This is a genomic window from Flavobacterium covae (assembly GCF_001534645.1).
Classification (GTDB): domain Bacteria; phylum Bacteroidota; class Bacteroidia; order Flavobacteriales; family Flavobacteriaceae; genus Flavobacterium; species Flavobacterium covae.
Map to the genome: position 1 here is coordinate 1,314,315 of NZ_CP013992.1, position 20,110 is coordinate 1,334,424.

Annotated in this window: 17 protein-coding genes and 1 tRNA gene; 12 read left to right on the plus strand and 6 right to left on the minus strand. The window is 31.4% G+C overall.

The window, feature by feature from the left end; translation table 11 throughout:
• Positions 1-8: 8 nt before the first annotated feature.
• From trpD to trpA, 5 genes are all read left to right on the plus strand, one after another.
• Complete coding sequence (gene trpD / locus AWN65_RS05840) at positions 9-1,001, plus strand: anthranilate phosphoribosyltransferase (RefSeq protein ID WP_060382314.1); 993 nt, start codon at positions 9-11, stop codon at positions 999-1,001.
• 94 nt (positions 1,002-1,095) lie between these two features.
• On the plus strand, positions 1,096-1,881 hold the full coding sequence (trpC, locus tag AWN65_RS05845; protein WP_060382315.1) for an indole-3-glycerol phosphate synthase TrpC: 786 nt from the start codon (positions 1,096-1,098) through the stop codon (positions 1,879-1,881).
• A gap of 121 nt (positions 1,882-2,002) precedes the next feature.
• Positions 2,003-2,641 (plus strand): phosphoribosylanthranilate isomerase, encoded by a 639-nt coding sequence (locus AWN65_RS05850; RefSeq protein ID WP_235588354.1) that lies wholly within the window; start codon positions 2,003-2,005, stop codon positions 2,639-2,641.
• Between the two features lie 399 nt (positions 2,642-3,040).
• Entirely contained in the window at positions 3,041-4,240 is a 1,200-nt protein-coding gene (gene trpB / locus AWN65_RS05855) for a tryptophan synthase subunit beta (RefSeq protein WP_060382316.1), read from the plus strand.
• A gap of 147 nt (positions 4,241-4,387) precedes the next feature.
• Positions 4,388-5,197, plus strand: a complete 810-nt coding sequence (trpA, locus tag AWN65_RS05860) for a tryptophan synthase subunit alpha (protein WP_235588355.1) — start codon at positions 4,388-4,390, stop codon at positions 5,195-5,197.
• Between the two features lie 351 nt (positions 5,198-5,548).
• Here trpA and AWN65_RS05865 read toward each other — a convergent pair whose 3' ends face one another.
• On the minus strand, positions 5,549-6,712 hold the full coding sequence (locus AWN65_RS05865) for a hypothetical protein (protein ID WP_060382317.1): 1,164 nt from the start codon (positions 6,710-6,712) through the stop codon (positions 5,549-5,551).
• Positions 6,705-6,941: a DUF5320 domain-containing protein gene (locus AWN65_RS05870; protein ID WP_060382318.1), complete on the minus strand. Its 237-nt coding sequence runs from the start codon at positions 6,939-6,941 to the stop codon at positions 6,705-6,707. The genes AWN65_RS05865 and AWN65_RS05870 overlap by 8 nt, the downstream gene beginning before the upstream one ends.
• Before the next feature lie 78 nt (positions 6,942-7,019).
• Between AWN65_RS05870 and AWN65_RS05875 the strand changes: the two genes are divergently transcribed.
• A complete protein-coding gene (locus AWN65_RS05875; RefSeq protein ID WP_060382253.1) occupies positions 7,020-8,117 on the plus strand; it encodes an IS481 family transposase in 1,098 nt (365 codons plus the stop codon).
• Positions 8,118-8,141: 24 nt separating this feature from the next.
• Here AWN65_RS05875 and AWN65_RS05880 read toward each other — a convergent pair whose 3' ends face one another.
• Positions 8,142-9,989 carry an AAA family ATPase gene (locus tag AWN65_RS05880; protein ID WP_060382319.1) on the minus strand — a complete coding sequence of 616 codons (1,848 nt, stop codon included), beginning with the start codon at positions 9,987-9,989 and terminating at the stop codon, positions 8,142-8,144.
• Between the two features lie 287 nt (positions 9,990-10,276).
• Here AWN65_RS05880 and AWN65_RS05885 point away from each other — a divergent pair, with 287 nt between their 5' ends.
• Positions 10,277-11,140: a hypothetical protein gene (locus AWN65_RS05885; RefSeq protein WP_145902546.1), complete on the plus strand. Its 864-nt coding sequence runs from the start codon at positions 10,277-10,279 to the stop codon at positions 11,138-11,140.
• A 257-nt stretch (positions 11,141-11,397) separates the two neighbouring features.
• On the opposite strand, the gene AWN65_RS05890 is transcribed toward AWN65_RS05885, so the two are convergent.
• Together AWN65_RS05890 and AWN65_RS05895 are read right to left on the minus strand one after the other, a co-directional pair.
• Entirely contained in the window at positions 11,398-12,783 is a 1,386-nt protein-coding gene (locus tag AWN65_RS05890) for a radical SAM protein (protein ID WP_060382321.1), read from the minus strand.
• Positions 12,773-13,501, minus strand: a complete 729-nt coding sequence (locus AWN65_RS05895; RefSeq protein ID WP_060382322.1) for a prolipoprotein diacylglyceryl transferase family protein — start codon at positions 13,499-13,501, stop codon at positions 12,773-12,775. Before AWN65_RS05895 ends, AWN65_RS05890 begins: the two co-directional genes overlap by 11 nt.
• Positions 13,502-13,603: 102 nt before the next feature.
• Here AWN65_RS05895 and AWN65_RS05900 point away from each other — a divergent pair, with 102 nt between their 5' ends.
• The 3 genes from AWN65_RS05900 (at position 13,604) to recG (ending at position 18,613) form a co-directional block, all read left to right on the plus strand.
• Positions 13,604-15,223 carry an ABC-F family ATP-binding cassette domain-containing protein gene (locus tag AWN65_RS05900; protein ID WP_060382323.1) on the plus strand — a complete coding sequence of 540 codons (1,620 nt, stop codon included), beginning with the start codon at positions 13,604-13,606 and terminating at the stop codon, positions 15,221-15,223.
• A 518-nt stretch (positions 15,224-15,741) separates the two neighbouring features.
• Positions 15,742-16,482, plus strand: coding sequence for a Dph6-related ATP pyrophosphatase (locus tag AWN65_RS05905; protein WP_060383841.1), 741 nt, complete (start codon positions 15,742-15,744; stop codon positions 16,480-16,482).
• Between the two features lie 28 nt (positions 16,483-16,510).
• On the plus strand, positions 16,511-18,613 hold the full coding sequence (gene recG / locus AWN65_RS05910) for an ATP-dependent DNA helicase RecG (protein WP_060382324.1): 2,103 nt from the start codon (positions 16,511-16,513) through the stop codon (positions 18,611-18,613).
• A 7-nt stretch (positions 18,614-18,620) separates the two neighbouring features.
• Here the strand turns inward: recG and AWN65_RS05915 are convergent, their stop codons facing one another.
• A complete protein-coding gene (locus AWN65_RS05915) occupies positions 18,621-18,962 on the minus strand; it encodes a helix-turn-helix domain-containing protein (protein ID WP_235588356.1) in 342 nt (113 codons plus the stop codon).
• A gap of 101 nt (positions 18,963-19,063) precedes the next feature.
• Here AWN65_RS05915 and AWN65_RS05920 point away from each other — a divergent pair, with 101 nt between their 5' ends.
• Positions 19,064-19,438, plus strand: coding sequence for a hypothetical protein (locus tag AWN65_RS05920; RefSeq protein ID WP_060382326.1), 375 nt, complete (start codon positions 19,064-19,066; stop codon positions 19,436-19,438).
• Positions 19,439-19,816: 378 nt separating this feature from the next.
• Positions 19,817-19,897, plus strand: a tRNA-Tyr gene (locus AWN65_RS05925).
• Positions 19,898-20,110: the final 213 nt, after the last annotated feature.

The following is a 20,110-nucleotide window of genomic DNA, read 5'->3' on the forward strand; positions in this document are numbered from 1 at the left end:
CACACCTAATGAAATCAACACTTAATAAATTATTCCAACACGAAACACTTTCGCAAGACGAGGCGTACCAAATATTAGTTAACATCTCACACGGACAGTACAATCCGAGTCAGATTGCATCATTCTTAACGGTTTTTATGATGCGCCCTATTACCATTGCTGAATTAGCAGGTTTCCGTCAAGCGTTATTAGATTTATGCATCGCAACCGATTTTTCGGCTTATGATACCATTGACCTTTGTGGAACGGGTGGCGATGGAAAAGATACGTTTAACATTTCGACTTTAGCTTCTTTTATCACGGCTGGTGCAGGTACCAAAGTGGCTAAACACGGTAATTACGGACTTTCCTCTATTTCTGGGTCGAGTAATGTAATGGAAAACCTTGGGGTTAAATTCAGTAATGAGAAAGGCTTTTTAGAAAAATGTTTGGAAGAAGCAAATATTTGTATTTTGCACGCGCCGCTTTTCCACCCTGCTATGAAAGAAGTAGCACCTATCCGCAAGGAATTGGGTGTAAAAACCTTCTTTAATATGTTAGGACCTATGGTGAATCCGAGTTTTCCTAAACATCAAATGGTAGGTGTTTTCAATTTAGAATTGGCTCGTATGTATGCTTATTTGTACCAAAATACCGAAACTAATTTTACCATTTTACACGATTTAGATGGTTATGACGAAGTATCGTTAACGAATGCAACCAAAGTTATTTCTCGAAATACCGAAAGAATCTTAAAACCAGAGGATTTTAGCGTAACCAAATTAAACGCTATCGATATTGCTGGCGGAACTACCGTACAAGAATCGGCTGATATTTTTATGAATATTCTTCAAGGTAACGGTACTACGGCTCAAAACAATGTGGTTTGTGCTAATGCTGGATTGGCTATCGCTACCGCTCAAAATTGTTCGGTACTCGACGGATTTGAACTAGCGAAAGAGAGTTTAATGAGTGGAAGGGCTTTGGAGAAGTTGGAGAAATTACAAAAATTAAGTAATTAGTGAAAAGTAAAAAGTGATTAGTCAGAGAGTTACTAAAAATGAACTAATCACAAAATACTATTCACTTATCACTTATCACTTATCACTAAAAACAATGAATATTCTAGATAAAATAATAGCAGATAAAAAAATAGAAGTTGGTCTTAAAAAATCGATTATACCGGTGAGCCAATTGGAGCAATCGGTGTTATTTGGAGGTAAAACGACTTCGATGAGTAAAAATTTACGAAACAACTTTGTGGGTATTATTGCCGAACATAAACGCAGGTCGCCTTCCAAAGCGGTTATCAATCAAAATCTTAGTGTCGATTCGGTGGTAACGGGGTATCAAAATGGTGGTGCTTCAGGGATTTCTGTGCTGACTGATGGAAAATACTTCGGAGGTTCGTTAGATGATTTACTTCTCGCCAAAGCATCGACTTCGGTGCCTTTATTGCGAAAAGAATTTATCGTGGATGAATACCAAATTCTTGAAGCGAAAGCTTACGGGGCCGATACCATTTTATTAATTGCTGCGGTTTTAACCCGAGAAGAAATCAAACAATTATCGGAATTTGCGCAATCCTTAGCTTTAGAAGTTTTATTGGAAGTCCACAACGAAGAAGAATTGGAAAAGTCGATTATGCCTAGTTTGGATATGATTGGCATAAACAATCGTAATCTAAAAACCTTTGACGTAAGTCTGAATTACAGTAAAGAACTCGCTCCTAAAATCCCAAATGAATTTGTCAAAGTTTCCGAAAGTGGAATTAGCGAACCTAGTTCTGTGATTGAACTCCAACAATATGGTTATCAAGGTTTTTTAATAGGTGAAAATTTCATGAAAACTGATAATCCAGAAGTGGCGTTAAAAGAATTTATAAATCAATGTAAACACTAATGTTTCAGTTACACAATGTCACACGAAGTTAAGCACAAAGTCACACAAGTTTTATAAACTTCGTGAAACTTAGTGTAAAACTTTGAGAAACTTTGAGAAACTTTGTGCCACAAAAAAATATATGTCAATAAAAATCAAAATATGCGGTATGAAATACCCTGTAAACATACAGGCGATTTCGAAACTAAAACCCGATTATTTAGGTTTTATTTTTTATGAAATGTCTCCAAGGCATTGCACAGGAAATATCCCTGAGATTCCCAATACCATCAAAAAAGTGGGCGTGTTTGTCAATGCTGATTTGGAAACCATCACAAAAAAGGTTGCAGATTACCAACTAGATGCTATCCAATTACACGGAAGCGAATCGGTAAAAATGTGTGCGGCTGTCCAAAAATTAGGCGTAGAAGTTTTTAAAGTATTTTCGGTGGATGATACTTTCGATTTTCAGCAAATTCTACCATATGAAGGTGTTTGTGATTATTTTTTATTTGATACCAAAGGGAAACACCACGGTGGTAACGGCTATACCTTCAACTGGAAAGTATTGGAAAACTATCCATCGGAAAAGCCTTTTATTTTAAGTGGAGGTATTGGATTAGAGGAAATAGATTCGGTTCAAGCATTTTTAAAAACCAATATCGGTCAAAAATGTTACGCCATAGACGTTAATAGTAAATTTGAAATTGACGCAGGGCTGAAAGATGTGGAGAAATGTAGGTTACTGATTGATGATTTAAGATTAACGAATTTTGAGTAAAGAGTGAAGAGTAAAGAGTGAAGAGTGAAGAGTGAAGAGTAAAGAAGTGAAGAGTAAAGAAGTGAAGAGTGAAGAGTAAAGAGTGAAGAGTAAAGAGTAAAGAGTAAAGAGTAAAGAGTAAAGAGTAAAGAGTAAAGAGTAAAGAGTAAAGAGTAAAGAGTAAAGAGTAAAGAGTAAAGAGTAAAGAGTAAAGAGTAAAGAGTAAAGAGTAAAGAGTAAAGAGTAAAGAGTGAAGAGTGAAGAGTGAAGAGTAAAGAGTGAAGAGTAAAGAGTAAAGAGTGAAGAGTGAAGAGTGAAGAGTAAAGAGTAAAGAGTAATAATTAATAAGCATCAAACTTTGTGAAACTTTGTGCCTAACTCTGTGTAACCAAAAAACTTGAAACAACTAAAAATAAAAAAATGAAATATACAGTAAACGAAAAAGGATTTTATGGTGATTTTGGAGGGGCTTTTATCCCAGAAATGCTGTATCCTAATGTGGAGCAGTTACGCCAACAGTACCTTGATATTATTGAAACGGAGAGTTTCCAGCAAGAATATCTACAATTATTAAAAGACTATGTGGGTCGCCCTACCCCTCTGTATTTTGCTAAAAATTTATCGGAGCAATATGGTACCAATATCTATTTAAAGCGAGAAGACTTATGCCATACAGGAGCACATAAAGTCAATAATACCATTGGCCAAATTTTATTAGCTAAACGATTAGGCAAACACCGCATCATCGCCGAAACGGGTGCTGGTCAACACGGAGTAGCAACTGCAACGGTTTGTGCCTTAATGGGTTTACAATGTATTGTGTATATGGGCGAAATAGACATCAAACGTCAGGCACCCAATGTTGCTCGTATGAAAATGCTTGGAGCGGAAGTCCGTCCTGCCACCTCAGGTTCAAAGACCTTAAAAGATGCGACTAATGAGGCTATTCGTGATTGGATTAACAATCCGCTTGATACCTTTTACATCATCGGATCTGTAGTAGGACCTCATCCCTACCCTGATATGGTAGCCCGTTTTCAGAGTATTATTTCGGAAGAAATTAGAAAACAATTACTCGAAAAAGAAGGTCGAGAAACCCCTGATTATGTCATTGCTTGTGTAGGTGGAGGAAGTAATGCCGCTGGCGCTTTTTATCATTTCCTAGACGATGAAAATGTCAATTTAATTGCTGTTGAAGCCGCAGGAAAAGGAATTTATTCAGGGGAAAGTGCCGCTACCTCCATATTAGGAAAAGAAGGCATTATCCACGGAAGCAAAACCCTATTAATGCAAACCGAAGACGGCCAAATTACAGAGCCCTATTCCATCTCGGCGGGATTAGATTACCCAGGTGTAGGTCCGTTACACACCCACTTATTCAAAAGCGGACGCGCCACTTTTATGTCGGCTACCGATGACGAAGCGATGCAAGCAGGCCTTAACCTTTGTAAAAAAGAAGGCATCATTCCCGCAATTGAAAGTTCGCACGCTTTAGCCATTTTTGACTTAAAAAAATTCAAGAAAGAGGATATCGTAGTCATTAACCTTTCAGGAAGAGGTGATAAAGATTTGGAAACCTATATAAAGAGCCTCCCCAACCCCTCCAAAGGAGGGGCTTAACTGGACGCAATAGAAGTCCAAGAAGCCCCCTAACCCCCGAAGGGGAATGTAGGAACACATAAAAAGTATTAATAAAAACACTTTAAAGTTTAAGGTTTCAAGTTCCACGTTACCTAACCTTAAACTTGAAACTTGAAACAGAAAATTATGAATAGAATAAATAAACTTTTCACGTCAAAATTCAACGCAACAGCTAGCCCCTCCTTTGGAGGGGTTGGGGAGGCTTCTAGGGGGCTTTTATCCCTGTACTTCACCGCTGGGTATCCTGCATTAAACGACACCGTACACATTATCCAAGAACTAGAAAAAAACGGAGTCGATATGATTGAAATTGGATTACCATTTAGTGATCCCTTGGCCGATGGACCTACTATACAAGAAAGTTCGACGATTGCATTAGAAAACGGAATGACTTCTGCCCTACTTTTCGAGCAATTGGCAACCATTCGTCAAACGGTACAAATTCCGTTATTAATTATGGGGTATTTGAATCCGATACTGCAATTTGGAGTAGAAAAATTTTGTCAGCAATGCGCTCAAGTAGGCATCGACGGTTTAATTATCCCCGATTTACCTTTGGAGATATACCAACAAGAATATCAGTCAATTTTTGAAAAATACGACTTGAAAAATATCTTTTTAATCACTCCACAAACCAGTGACGAACGTATTCGCCAGATCGATGCTATTTCCAATAGTTTTATCTATATGGTCAGTACAGCAAGCGTTACAGGAAGTCAAACAGGCTTTGGCGAAGAGCAAATGGCGTATTTTGAACGTATCGCTAAAATGCTACTCAACAACCCGCAGGTAATTGGTTTTGGAATTTCCGATGCTAAAACGTTCCAACATGCCACTACTCACCAACAGGGAGCTATTATAGGTAGTGCATTTATCAAACATTTAACCGCTAATGGTGTGGATGGTATTGGGGATTTTATTAAGAAAATACGATAATATAAAGCCTGAGATTTTTTTCAGGCTTTTCTTTAATTTGCTATTACACAGAGATACTCAAAGTTGCTCCACACGGTTTGTCACTCCGAGGCAACGAGGAGTCTCATAATACTTTAACTAGCTGTTTAACCGCAAAGTTCGCAATTCCTATATGGGGGATATGCAAAGTATAAAAATTTGCCACAGATACACAGATAAAAAATCTGAGTAGACCGTCGTACCGCTACGACGATCTAATATGAACTCAAAGAAGCCGTTATGCTATTTTTTTTAAATATAATTCACACAAGGAACTCCACACAGTTGGTCACTCCGAGGCACGAGAAGTCTCATAAAGTAAAGACAAAACAACTAATTCCCTTTACATTTTGAAGAATCATTTGACAGAAGAAACAATCCTATTTGCTTGGCAATATCTTGTTTATACTTCTCAAAAGGCTCATTGTTTGTTTCAAAACATTCTTTCCCGAAAATATCTTTCTTTATTTGATTGGCAGGAATACCTAACAAATTTGAGATTTTATTGATTTCGGTATCAGGATATTTTTTACTTTTTTGTATCATATCAAAAGAAATATCTTTATGAAAATTATATCTTCCTTGCAATTTTAAAATTTTTAAATATTCAGTATAAGTAGAATTAATTTTTATTTTAAAATTCTCTTTATTATCTACATTATCTAGGGAAAATCCTTTTCTGAAATTTAATAAAGTCTCAAAAATATTTGAATCGTAATTACTAGATGAAGGTGAAATAAATTCGAGTTCTTCTACTCTAGAGTAAATCTTTTTGTCTTTTTTGAATTTTGAATTGCAAGAATAACAAACCGGAATTAAATTATATAAACATAATGAAAGATGAATATAATCTTTTTGGGGCATTAAATGATCTAATGTAAAATGATTATGAGATTTGATCTTATCTAACTTTATCTTTCCATTTTCAAAAAGATTATCTAAAATTTTTCTCGTATTTTTGTCTAATCTGCTATTATATTCATTTTCAGAATTGATTTGACCTTTCAAATTAAAAATTTTATTAGCCGTTTTATAGCCAATATTATTAATAAGTTCTAATTCTATAGTATCTTCTACATTATTTATCAAGTCATACTTATCAAAGTACTCATTATTAAAAGCTACAAACGTATTTATATAATCAATGTTGCAATAATAACAACTTTTTAAATTTAAAGCAGATAATTTATTCATCAAAAAATTTGATAGATATTTTTGAAGTCTTGAATAATTAAAATATGATTTTATATGACTAATGTGTTTTTTAGTCATTTTTTCATCATAATTATACTTAGTTCTTATATCTGAAAAATTTACACTTTTAATGTTTTTTAATTCTTCAACTGGCAATAGAATCAAGTCTTCAAAACAAATATTAATATCAAAATCTACAAGAAATGTCTTTATTTCTTCACGTTTTATTTTTCCTGAATTACAAAAATCAAGAATTAATTTTTTGTAATCATTAGTTATATTTGAATAATCTATTTTATTCATTTAGCTCTTTATTTATATTATTTAATTGATTTTCCAATTCTATCTTTTTTCTCTGTAAAAAATCTTTGACATTAAATCGTGCTTCAACTTGTAGGATATGTGTTTTTAAAACTTCTCTAATATAAGTTTCTCCAATTAATTCAACTTTTTTATAAAGCCCGTGTTGCATAGAAAGATATTCTTCTTTACTTTTTTTCCCTTGTTCAAAATCAATCAAATCAGAAACCAATTCTTCAATTATTTGTAATAGTTAATATTTAATCTGACAGTTACCAATTAAAGTATTAATTTTAAACAAAGATTAAATATGACAACAAATCAAAAAATAATAGGTAATAAAATTGGACTATTAAACTTAGCAAACAAATTAAAAAATGTATCAGAAGCTTGTAGGATTATGGGCTACAGTCGTGATAGTTTTTATCGTTTTCAAGAATTATATGAAACAGGAGGCGAATTAGCACTTCAAGAAATAAGTCGAAGCAAACCCATTATTAAAAATCGTGTTGAACCCTACATTGAGCAAAAAGTAGTAAGCATTGCTACAGATAATCCAGCTCTAGGTCAGCAAAGAGTGAGTAATGAATTGCGTAAAGAAGGCATTGTACTTTCTCCTGGAGGAGTTCGTTCGATTTGGCTTCGTAATGATTTAGAGACCTTTAAAAAGCGATTAAAAGCCTTAGAGACAAAAGTAGCAAAAGAAGGTTTGATTCTTACTGAATCACAAGTCGTAGCCATTGAAAAAGCTAAAGAAGAAAAAGAAGCTCACGGAGAAATAGAAACCGCTCATCCAGGTTATTTGGGAGCACAAGACACCTATTATGTTGGCACAATTAAAGGAGTAGGAAGAATTTACCAACAAACTTTCATAGACACTTATTCTAAAGTTGCTTTTGCAAAACTATACGACCAAAAAAATTCACTCGTAGCAGCAGATATGCTCAATGATAAAGTGCTCCCATTTTATCAAGAACAAGATGTTTCTTTACTTAGAATACTTACCGATAGAGGAACAGAGTATTGTGGTTCACAAGATCACGATTTTCAACTTTATCTAGCTATTGAAGACATAGATCATACTAAAACCAAAGCTAGAAGTCCTCAGACTAATGGTATTTGCGAACGTTTTCATAGAACTATACAAAATGAATTTTATGCCATAGCTTTTAGAAAAAAAGTTTATAACTCAATTGAACAACTTCAAATAGACCTTGACCTTTGGCTTATAGAATACAATCAAAACAGACCCCATTCTGGTAAGTTTTGTTATGGACAAACTCCTTTAAAAACTTTTTTAGATACCAAATATTTGGCAGATGAAAAAAACTTGAATAAATTGCATCAGAATCATTTTTTTCTTTCATCTGAAAAAGCCCCGCAGGAATTGAAAAAACAAACAATCTGACAAACTTAATTTAACTTACAACTGTCAGGTAAAGTAGTGGCTATTACAAATTATTTTTTTAGCAAAAGCTCCTTTGGTTGATTCCATAAAAAAACCACCTGCGAACATTTCGTGAATGTTTTCACCAAAAGTATTGTCGCCTTTGTAATCACTAGGTTGTGATTTACCCTCTTTTACTTCTAAAAACAACACATTTTGTTTTGGAATATCAGATAAAATAAAAGAGGAATGGGTGATGAACAAAATATTTATCGCTTTCAAACCTGATAAATAAGTAGAATTAATTTTATATAATAAATCATTTAAAAAATCCTTTTGCATTTCTGGATGAAAATATAATTCAATTTCGTCGAAAATAATGTTTATGAATTCATACTTAATATCAACACTTTTACCTTCTGAATTAGTATATAAATTACTATTGTGTTTTGAATTTAGATTGATTAAATGGTACAAAATCGTATTTATTGAGAAGATTTTTTGAGTTTCTCCTGAGCTAAGCGATGAAAATTCACCACCTGTATCAAATTCAAAATCAATTTCATAAATAGATGGTGGAACAAATGCTATATTACTAACTAACCAAAAAGGATATGTAAAAAGATCAACATTTTTATTTCCCATTTCTGTGTTATAATCGAGTAACATTTTTCTTCTAACATCATCTATTCTGGTTGCTAACTCTTTAATTTCAATTCCTTCAAAAGTCAATTTTTCCTTTTTTTCATAAATATCATATTTCAAATAGTTTATAACTTTTCTAAGCTTAAAAGTTATATCTGAACCATGGTCTCTCAATTCTAAATTCTTCAAAAAAGAATCCACTGAAGAATTGTCTTCATAATTTATTTCTTTAAAAATAGTTTCTGATTTAGAATATATAGTAGATATTTTTCTTAATTTAAAAAGTATATAATCTGTACAATAATTGACTATTTTCTCTTTTGAAAAGATGATTTCATTTATTTTTTCATCCGTAATATCTTCTTCAATATGACTATTTTTTAAAGAATTAAAAATTAACTTCAAGTACTGTTTTAAATATTTTGTTTTATTATTCCTCTCCTCTTCGGTTAATTCAATTTCTTTTTGTTTTGGTTCTAAAATAATACTCTTAACTCGTTTATTTTTTAATATTTCTGTAGCATTTTTATTAACCGACTGACTTTCTAACACGTTAGAAATCAATCTATCCTTAGCCAATTCATATTCTCTATTTATATCAATTATACCTTCTTTTCTCATTGGATTTAACACAAGAGGAGTTTGATAACCGTCATTTTTATGAAATAAGTGGTCTATCCAAGATTTAAGTATTTTTGAATTTAATCCATATAAAGAATAATTAGAAACAATGTTATAAAACAAATATTCGTTAACGTTATTCATTTTCTGTGAAAAAAAATGAACTTCAATCTTATCTTTATTTATTTTTAAAGCATAATAATAATCTTTTTTAATAATTTTCTCATCTTCTTCAAAAGAATGATGTTCACAAAAAAAGATTTCGCAAGCTACATCTAGATATTTGTCAACCTTAGAAAATTCAGGAATATTCTTTTTCGAATAATTATAAATACTTGCAAATAACAACTCTGTCAAAGCACTCTTCCCACTTCCATTTTTCCCAACAATAGCAGAAACGTTAATTTTTAGTTGTCCTTGATTATATAAATCTGCTGGGACAGTTTCTTTATATTCAATTTTTTTAACCTCTTTATAATTGTCTTTTCCAAACTCTTTTATAACTCCGTTTTCATCATAAAATGTATAATCATTATAAAACTGGTAAATCCTATTTTCTTCTAAATTCTTTAAAAATTTTTCATTGCATCCGTCAAGGGGTCGTATGGCAAGTAATTTGAAACTCATTGGTTTGTTGTTTAATGGTTTGTTATAAAGTTAAACTTCTATATTTTCATAAACTTACGGTTTTCCGTAAAACAATATCCAAAGGCTAAAAAAGGAACACTAAACAATAGCGCAGGGTTTAGTAGAGGAAAATGTTTTGTTTATTTGCTATTCAAAAATAGCATTTTATACAAAAGAGCGTTCAAAAAAGTTATTCTGTTGGGTACTTTTTTTTTATCCCACAAAATTTTCCATAAATACCTGCGTTTTAGTATCTTTAAGAACTACTAACCCAAAATAGGCTACGCATGTTACTACGTCCACTTCTTTTTGCATTGTTAACTATACAAGGCATTGGTGCACAAATCAAAAAACAGGAACACAAAGATTTTAGAACCCCTCAGGAAATTGAGTTGGAGCGAGTGGTATTGAAAATGCGTGCGCAGTTCAAACAGCATTACCGCTCAAATACCACCGATTTTTACACGGTGGAAGCTGTAGCACAAATCAACCAAACGCCTTTTTATAGTTTTAAAGGCACGTGCCTCTTGAAGTCCGTTTCGCCTATTGGTTGCGAAAGTACTTATCAATTGGACAAAGCTAAATTTGATACGTATCAGCAAGCCGAAAATGCTATTTTTAAAAAAGAACGGAATCCAAGGGAACTAATTCCATTTTATTTGACTTCGGTTTTTGGGCAGTTGGAACACTTCTATGAAAGCTATGCTTTTTTGAATCGCAAAGATTTGCAATTCAAATTGGAAGAAACCAGTGATAAAGCTAACTATATCCTGCATTTTCGCTCGCAAAATCCTAAATTACCGCTACTGGGCTCCTTGACGCTTACCAAAAAAGAATGTCGCCCGACAACCGTGGAATATCATATCCTTTCGGACTATACTTTTGAGATGAGCAGTGATAATTTCAACTATAAACAAAGTACGGGATATACCGTAAGGGTATTGAATGAAGTAGTAAAAATGACCTTTCAGGAAACAAACGGTGTTTTCGTTGTGAGTCAATACGAATCGGATTATAGGTTTAAAAACGAAACCAAAGACACTTCGGTTACCATCCAAGGGGAGGTGGGACATTCGGTAATCAAAATGAGCAAAACGACTAACGAAGTTAAAATCTGCAAAAAAGATTTTGATATGGATATTTTGGAGTAAATTTTATAGTTAGACTAAGGTTGAAGTTACAAACGAGAGGTATTTTATACCATTTAAACTTAAAATATACTGGATTAAAAAGTAAAATTCTCGCTCTTTTTTTTCATTTTAAAACAACTCGAACGGACGGTTGAGTTATAATTGAAATCATGGTTCGTTCGAGCGCGAAGCGTATCAAGAATGAATGCTAATTTTTGTTGCTTTTGTAGATGTACTATTTTTAAAAAGAAAATTTAAAGTTTAAATGGTATTATATTTTAATTAAGTTGTTTTCTAATTTCTTTTATAGATTCATCTCTATAAAACAGATTCATGGTTTCAAAAGGAATTAATTTTCCTTTTTTGTCAACGATATGTACACATGATTTTTTTACGGCTCTTACATCAAAATCATGAGCATCCATAAAATTCATAATGATAATTCTAAATAAATTGTCATATTGTAAATGGTCTGATTTGACTCTAGGTAAACAACACATTAACTCTCCTAGTTCTTCTTCTGCGCAATCTACTGAAATACCTGTACTGAATAAGGTAAGTAAATGATTTTTGAGTTTTTCATCACTTTCAAAAACAATTGTATTTTTAGAGTTATTTAAAAGGTCTTCGGGATTAATAAGATTGGTCATAGGAAAAACTTCTCCATTCATTTTTAGGGCATAAGCCATACATAAAGCATCTGGATTACATGGTACGGGTATTAAGTCTTGTGGAGTAAAAACAGGATATTGCTCATAAATTTTTCTGCGAACTTCTGTTAATGTTATTCTTCCTTGGTTGTCATCATAATTTTCGTTTCTTCCTGCAACTTGGGTGGGTTGAAAAGTGACTCCTCTAACAGATTTTTGCTGTAAAGCATATTCTAAAATTTTACCAATTTCGTCATCATTTTCTCCTTTTTGTAAGGTAACGACTAAAGTAGTAGATAAATTGAATTGGTTTAAGTTTTCAATGGCCTTTTTTCTAATTTCGCTTAAATCTTCTCCTCTCATTTTTTCTAAAACTTCAGGTTTAAAGCTATCAAATTGAAGATAAATTTCAAAATCAGGCATATAAGATGCTAGTTTTTCCACAAATGAAATATCTTTGGCTATCCTTATTCCATTAGTATTAACCATTAAATGTTTAATGGGTTTTGACTTGGCTAAATCTAAGATTTCAAAAAATTGAGGATGTACAGTAGGTTCTCCTCCTGAAATTTGGACTACATCGGGTTCTCCTTCATTGGCAACAATGGCATCTAACATTTTTTCAATTTCGTCTAACTGTCTATGATTGCCATAATTAGGAGCTGAACTGGCATAGCAAGTAGGACAAGCTAGGTTACACCTGTCTGTAACCTCTACTATAGATAAACAAGAATGTTGTTCATGATCAGGACATAATCCGCAATCATAAGGACAACCATAATGTAGCTTTGTATTAAATTTTAATGGGACTTCGGATTGTTTGTTATAATTTCTTATCTGACGATAGTACTCTATATCATCCGCAATCATAACTCTTGAATCACCATGGGTTTTACAATGTTTTAACATCCATACTTTTTCATCTTTAAATACAATTTTGGCATTACAAAGATGTAAACATTCTGGGCAAATACTTTGCGTGGCATCGTAATATATATAATCTCTAGTGGGCATTTAATATTTTTTTTATAATTCTAATAATAAAGTGATAATAATAAATAAATATAAAAATAGATATCCAATGGATAATACTTAATTTTAAGATCAAAGATTCATAAGGTTTTAAAAACTCAATAAAGAAACGGTATAAAAAATAAAGCAGGAAAAAAAGCTTAAAACGATCTCCATTTATTAAATCAACATTTTTAAGTTTATTGAATAAAAAAATGAGGCATACTAAAAAAGTAATTTCGTATAAAACTACTGGATGTCTTTGTTTTTCATCACCCAAGTTGATTCCTGTAAAAAAGGAAGTTTCTATTCCATAAGTAGGTTCTTTAATTCCCATACCAAAACATCCTATCCTACCTATAATGAGTGCTACTATAATAGGGTAAACATATAGATCGCCAGAAGCTTTTTTTTCGCCAATAATTTTTTTTATTATTTCTACACCAAATAAGCCTCCAAAAAAACCACCTGCTACTGTTTTACTTTGAAAAACAGTTAAAAAGGACATTTTATGAATTAAACTGGGAGTTTCTAAAACTGCAATAAATCTTGAACCAATAAAAGCTCCTATCATAGCTCCTAATAATATCCAAAGTCTATTTTCATCTGATATAATACGATTCTTTTTTTTTAGATAGAAATAAAAGCGCATACCTATAAAAAATGCAAGTATTTCTAACACGTAATGATAAAAAGGCGCATTTTCAAAAGGTATTTTCATGCTTAATTTTTAGAATTTCACGCAATTTATAAAAAACTAACAACTAATCACTAATTAGTGATTAGTTATTAGTACTTTTGCAACGTTTTAAAAAAATAAAAAATGCTAACAGTTTCAAATTTATCAGTACAATTTGGTAAACGAATTTTGTTTGACGAAGTAAACGTAACTTTTACCCAAGGTAACTGTTATGGTATTATAGGCGCAAACGGTGCGGGAAAATCTACATTTTTAAAAATTTTATCAGGTGATATAGATCCTACTTCTGGACATGTAATATTAGAGCCTGGTAAGCGTATGTCTGTTTTAAACCAGAATCACAACATGTTTGATGATCATACTGTTTTAGAAACGGTATTAATGGGAAATAAAATTTTATATGCTGTTAAAAAAGAAATGGATGAGTTATATTTAGATTATAACGATGCTAATGCTGACAGAATAGGAGAATTACAGATTCAATTTGAAGAAATGAATGGTTGGAATGCGGATTCTGATGCAGCTACTTTATTATCTAATTTAGGTATCGGTCCTGATTATCATTATACATTAATGAGTGAAATGGAAGGAAAATTAAAAGTACGTGTATTATTAGCACAAGCTTTATTTGGTAATCCAGATGTGCTTATTATGGACGAGCCTACGAATGACTTAGACTTTGAAACAATTGGTTGGTTAGAAAACTTCTTAGCTAACTATGAAAATACGGTATTAGTAGTTTCTCACGACCGTCACTTTTTAGATGCTGTTTGTACCCACGTATCTGATATTGATTTTGGTAAAATAACTCATTATTCAGGAAACTATACTTTCTGGTATGAATCATCTCAGTTAGCAGCTAAACAACGTGCTCAACAAAATAAAAAAGCAGAAGAGAAAAAAGCAGAATTAGAGGAATTTATTCGTCGTTTTTCTGCAAATGTTGCTAAATCTAAACAAGCAACATCTCGTAAAAAGATGATTGAAAAATTAAACATTTCTGATATTAAACCTTCTAGCCGTCGTTATCCTGCTATTATTTTTGATCAAGAACGTGAAGCAGGTGATCAAATTTTAAATATTCAAAATCTATCAGCTTCTGTAGATGGGGAAGTTTTGTTTAAAAATGTAGATTTAAACATGGCTAAAGGAGATAAAATTGTTGTATTCTCTAAAGATTCTCGTGCTACTAGTGCTTTTTATGAAATTATAAACAGTAATATGACAGCTGATTCTGGTACATTTGATTGGGGAGTTACTACTAATCAATCCTATCTACCTGCTGATAACCATAGCTTTTTTCAAAACGATTATACATTAGTAGATTGGTTACGTCAGTGGGCTAAAACCGAAGAAGAGCGTGATGAAGTTTATGTACGTGGTTTTTTAGGAAAAATGATCTTCTCTGGTGAAGAAGCATTAAAAACAGGGCGTGTATTATCAGGTGGAGAAAAAGTACGTTGTATGATTTCTAGAATGATGATGTTACGCGCTAATGTACTAATGTTAGATGAACCTACTAATCACTTAGATCTAGAATCTATTACAGCATTTAATAATTCATTAAAAAACTTCAAAGGTTCAGTATTATTTACAACACATGATCATGAATTTGCTCAAACAGTTGGTAATCGTATTTTAGAATTAACACCAAATGGTGTTATTGATCGTTATATGACTTTTGATGAATACCTTGAAGATGATAAAATTCAAGAAATGAGAAAAAAAATGTATACTACATAATATTAGAAATAAGTATACCCTTTATAACTTACATTAATAGCTCAATTATCTTGGGCTATTTTTTTATTATAAATGTATCTATTTTTTAGTATTTATACCATTTAAACTTAAAATATACTGGATTAAAAAGTAAAATTCTCGATCTGTTTTTTTTCATTTTAAAAACAACTCAAACAAACGATTGAGTATATAATTGAAATCATCCTTAGCTCGAGCGCGAAGCGCATCGAGAACCGACACTCATTTTTATTGTTTTTGTAGGAAAGTGTCTAAATCAACATTATGGAATTTCTCCCTTTGGTGGAAATGAAAAGATTCTGAACTTTTTGGACAGTCTCAAGGTTAAAAAAATAGTATTATGAGGAGATTTCAAAGTTTAAATGGTATTATTTACATTTTTAACTTTTCATTTATTTATTTTTTATAAAAAACTAAGAGCTATCCTTTGTAAATCAGAATTCATAATTTACTTTTTAAAAATACAATGTTTTTGTAAGTTTACCATAAAATCTCAAAAATTGAAATCAAAAGCTATTTTTAATTGGAGCAGTGGAAAAGATTCAGCATTAGCTCTTTATAAAATTTTAAAAACCAATGATTATGATGTAATTACTCTTTTAACAAGTGTTAACAAACATTATGATCGTATTTCTATGCACGGTGTTCGTACTGAACTTTTAGAAGAACAAGCTAAAAGTTTAAAAATACCATTATACAAAATGGAAATTCCAGAGGCACCAACTATGGAAATTTATGAAACCATTATGCGAAGTACTTTATCTAATTTTAAAGATAAAGGAATCTCTATTTCTATTTTTGGGGATATTTTTTTAGAAGATTTACGTAATTATCGCGAAGATAAATTAAAAGAACTAGGATTTAAAGGTGTTTTTCCTTTATGGAAAATAGATACCAAAGAATTAATTTATGATTTTTTAAATTTAGGATTTAAAACGATTGTTACTTGTGTAAATGAACGATATTTAGATAAAAGTTTTGTAGGTCGTATTATAGATCATCAATTTATAAATGATTTGCCCAAAAATGTAGATCCTTGTGGTGAAAATGGAGAATTTCATACTTTTACTTTTGATGGCCCTATTTTTTCAAAACCTATTAATTTTGAAATTGGAGAAATTGTTCATCGAAAATATGAACGACCAAAATCAGACAACTCAAATAAAACTTGTAATACCAGTTCAGATGATGTAAACCTTAATTACGGTTTTTGGTATATAGACTTATTGAAAAAAAATTAAGTTATTAAATTAATTCCTGATTGTTGCAATGTCATTATTAGAAACCCCTATAGAATATTTAAAAGGTGTTGGACCACAGCGTGGAGAGTTATTACGCAAAGAACTCAATATACATAAATATGCTGACTTAGTAAATCTTTATCCCAATAGATATATAGATAGAACTCGTTATTACAAAATTAACGAGTTAATACCTAGTAATAGTGAAGTGCAAATTGTGGGTAAAATTATTCATTTAAAAACCGTTGAATTTGGCAAAGGAAAAAAACGTTTAGTAGCAACATTTATAGATGGTACAGGCGAAATAGAATTAGTTTGGTTTCAAGGTATTAAATGGATTCGTGAAAATATAAAAATTAATACCCCTTACGTCATATTTGGAAAAACGAACGCCTTTAATGGTCTATTTTCTATGCCACATCCTGAAATGGAATTAATAGAAGAACATAAGGCTAATTTGCGTACATCAATGCAGGCCGTTTATCCTTCTACTGAAAAACTACAAAACAGAGGGATCTCTAATAAAGTAATCAATAAAATGATGCAACAACTTTTTATTGAAACTCACACTTTATTTATGGAGAACTTACCTTCTTATCTTTTAGAAGAATTACAACTTATACCTAAAAATAGTGCTTTGTTTAATATTCATTTCCCTAAGAGTCAAGAACTTTTACAAAAAGCACAATTTAGATTAAAATTCGAAGAACTTTTTTTTATTCAATTACAGTTAATTTCTAAAAATCTAGTAAGAAAGCATAAAATAAAAGGGCATCCTTTTGAAAAAGTAGGTTATTACTTTAATGAAATGTATACAAAACACCTTCCTTTTGATTTAACAAATGCTCAAAAAAAAGTATTAAAAGAAATTCGAAACGATTTAGGCAATCCAGCTCAAATGAACCGATTGCTACAAGGAGATGTGGGTTCTGGTAAAACAATTGTTGCCTTAATGAGTATGCTTTTAGCTTTAGATAACGGATTTCAAGCCTGCATTATGGCACCTACGGAAATTTTAGCTACCCAACATTTTAATGGTATTACTGAATTAGCTAAAGCATTGAATATAAACATAAAATTACTTACAGGTTCAACAAAAACTTCAGATCGGAAAATCATTCATGAAGAACTCCAAAAAGGTAGTTTACATATACTGATTGGCACCCATGCTTTATTGGAAGATAAAGTACAATTTAAAAATTTAGGATTAGCCATTATAGACGAACAACATCGTTTTGGAGTTGAACAACGCAGTAAATTATGGAAAAAAGCAGCCCTTCCACCCCATGTATTAGTAATGACTGCTACTCCTATTCCTAGGACCTTAGCCATGAGTCTATATGGTGATTTAGATGTTTCAATCATTGATGAACTACCACCAGGAAGAAAACCTATACAAACAGTACATCGTTATGACAGTAATAGATTAAAAGTTTGGAAATTTATGCGCGATGAAATTGAAAAAGGAAGACAAGTCTATGTTGTATATCCCTTAATTCAAGAATCAGAATCTATGGATTATAAAGATTTAATGGATGGTTATGAAAGTATTTCAAGAGATTTTCCTTTGCCTAGATATGCCATTTCTATAGTACATGGTAAAATGAAAGCAGCAGAAAAAGAAGAAGAAATGAATCGTTTTGCAGCAGGAAAAACAAATATAATGGTTGCAACAACCGTAATTGAAGTAGGTGTAAATGTTCCTAACGCATCAGTCATGATTATTGAAAGTGCAGAACGTTTCGGATTGTCTCAATTACATCAATTAAGAGGACGTGTAGGAAGAGGAGCAGAACAAAGTTACTGCATCCTTATGACAGGCGTTAAACTTAGTAATGAAAGTAAAATACGCATGGAAACCATGTGTAAAACTAATGATGGTTTTGAAATATCAGAAGTTGACCTAAAACTTCGTGGTCCGGGAGATATTATGGGAACTCAACAAAGCGGCGTATTAAACTTACAAATTGCTGATCTTGTAAAAGATCGTGATATTTTGCAATTAGCCAGACATCATGCTATCCGATTACTCAAAGAAGATCCTAGCATGGAAAAACTTACACATCAAAAACTTAAGCAAGCACTCATAGAACTAAATAAGAAAAAAAATATATGGAATTATATTAGTTAAAAATATTTCATTCAGTACTTTTCGCTTTTAACATTTTTTTTAATTCCGCATTTTCTTTCTTAAGATCTATAATACGTTCTTTTTGTAATTCAATAATATAATCTAATCTATTAATATCAATCTCTGGATGTTCCATAGATTCTCCACGAAATAACCAATTAGCATCTAAATCTGTAAAAGTATTCAATATTTTGAACATTTTATCAGCTCCAAAAACCTTTCCATTTTTAATATTACTAATCTGACTACCTGATAATTCCAAAATCCTAGCTATTTGATTAACACCAAGTCCCTTCGATATTAAGTATCTATTAAATCGTACTCCTAAATCTTCAAATTCATTCATCATATTGTATAAATATTCAAAATTTTGTTTATATTTGCATAGTAAAAATAATCAATGCTTAAATCCCCAAAAATAAATTAAATTTTAACTTAATAATTAATCATATGTCAGATTTTTTAAAACAATTTGGTGAAGACCTGAAAAATAATGTACCAGGTTTTATTGCTGTTGCCGTTTCTGAAATAAAAAGCGGAATTTCTTATTTTACTTTATCTACTAATCCCAGTTTTGATCCAGAACTAGCATCAGCATTTAATCTTGAAGTCGTAAAGGCTAAATTAAATGCTATTAATGCTTTAGGATTAAAAGAAACTATTGAAGACATTTTAATTAATTTAAAATCTCAAATACATATTATAGATGTTTCTGAAAACAACGAATATTTTATCTATTTAGCTGTAGATTCTACAAAGGCAAATTTAGGCATGACAAAAGCATTATTAAATAAATATAAAAAAGAAATTAAGGGAAAAATTTAACTTTTTAGAATATTCAAATTATTCCAATAAAAATTTGAGAGGCTGTCCAAAAAGTAATAGATCAACATGTAGTTTGTCACTCCAGCGTAAGAAGGAGTCTCATAATAAACATTATGTTATTTCTCCCTTTGGTTGAAATGAAAGATTGCGGACTTTTTGAACAGTCTCTTTCAAATTACTTATAACCCATTTATAAAAAACAGGTCTAAATATACTTTAATAGAGATAAAAAAGGGCAATTTTTAAAACAAATAAAATCACAAAATACTTAATAATAAGCATTTATAAAAAAAATAAAAAAAAGACTTTAAAAAAGCTTGTTTATCCAAAAAACAGTTGTATTTTTGCACCGCAATCAAGCAATCACGGTCAAGTGATGGGGAGATACTCAAGCGGCCAACGAGGACGGACTGTAAATCCGTTGGGAAACCTTCGCAGGTTCGAATCCTGCTCTCCCCACTAAATGATAAAAAAACCGATAATATTATTATCGGTTTTTTTATTTTTAAAAATTTCAACTCAAAAACGGATCAAGTCCGGGATCAAGGGTCAAGTCCAAAATATGTAGATTTGATAAAAATAGAATCTAAAATAGTATGGGATACTGAATTTAATTTAATCTCATATTTAACAAAAGGCTCAGATTATAACAATCCAAGCCTTTACTTTTTA

What these genes read in the sequence shown, in the direction of transcription:
- trpD (WP_060382314.1), top strand. Translation starts at nt 9, where the DNA reads ATGAAATCAACACTTAATAAATTATTCCAACACGAAACACTTTCGCAA.
- AWN65_RS05885 (WP_145902546.1), top strand. Translation starts at nt 10,277, where the DNA reads ATGTTACTACGTCCACTTCTTTTTGCATTGTTAACTATACAAGGCATT.
- trpC (WP_060382315.1), top strand. Translation starts at nt 1,096, where the DNA reads ATGAATATTCTAGATAAAATAATAGCAGATAAAAAAATAGAAGTTGGT.
- AWN65_RS05900 (WP_060382323.1), top strand. Translation starts at nt 13,604, where the DNA reads ATGCTAACAGTTTCAAATTTATCAGTACAATTTGGTAAACGAATTTTG.
- AWN65_RS05915 (WP_235588356.1), bottom strand. Translation starts at nt 18,962, where the DNA reads ATGATGAATGAATTTGAAGATTTAGGAGTACGATTTAATAGATACTTA.
- AWN65_RS05890 (WP_060382321.1), bottom strand. Translation starts at nt 12,783, where the DNA reads ATGCCCACTAGAGATTATATATATTACGATGCCACGCAAAGTATTTGC.
- trpA (WP_235588355.1), top strand. Translation starts at nt 4,388, where the DNA reads ATGAATAGAATAAATAAACTTTTCACGTCAAAATTCAACGCAACAGCT.
- trpB (WP_060382316.1), top strand. Translation starts at nt 3,041, where the DNA reads ATGAAATATACAGTAAACGAAAAAGGATTTTATGGTGATTTTGGAGGG.
- AWN65_RS05850 (WP_235588354.1), top strand. Translation starts at nt 2,003, where the DNA reads ATGTCAATAAAAATCAAAATATGCGGTATGAAATACCCTGTAAACATA.
- AWN65_RS05920 (WP_060382326.1), top strand. Translation starts at nt 19,064, where the DNA reads ATGTCAGATTTTTTAAAACAATTTGGTGAAGACCTGAAAAATAATGTA.
- AWN65_RS05895 (WP_060382322.1), bottom strand. Translation starts at nt 13,501, where the DNA reads ATGAAAATACCTTTTGAAAATGCGCCTTTTTATCATTACGTGTTAGAA.
- AWN65_RS05875 (WP_060382253.1), top strand. Translation starts at nt 7,020, where the DNA reads ATGACAACAAATCAAAAAATAATAGGTAATAAAATTGGACTATTAAAC.
- AWN65_RS05880 (WP_060382319.1), bottom strand. Translation starts at nt 9,989, where the DNA reads ATGAGTTTCAAATTACTTGCCATACGACCCCTTGACGGATGCAATGAA.
- recG (WP_060382324.1), top strand. Translation starts at nt 16,511, where the DNA reads ATGTCATTATTAGAAACCCCTATAGAATATTTAAAAGGTGTTGGACCA.
- AWN65_RS05865 (WP_060382317.1), bottom strand. Translation starts at nt 6,712, where the DNA reads ATGAATAAAATAGATTATTCAAATATAACTAATGATTACAAAAAATTA.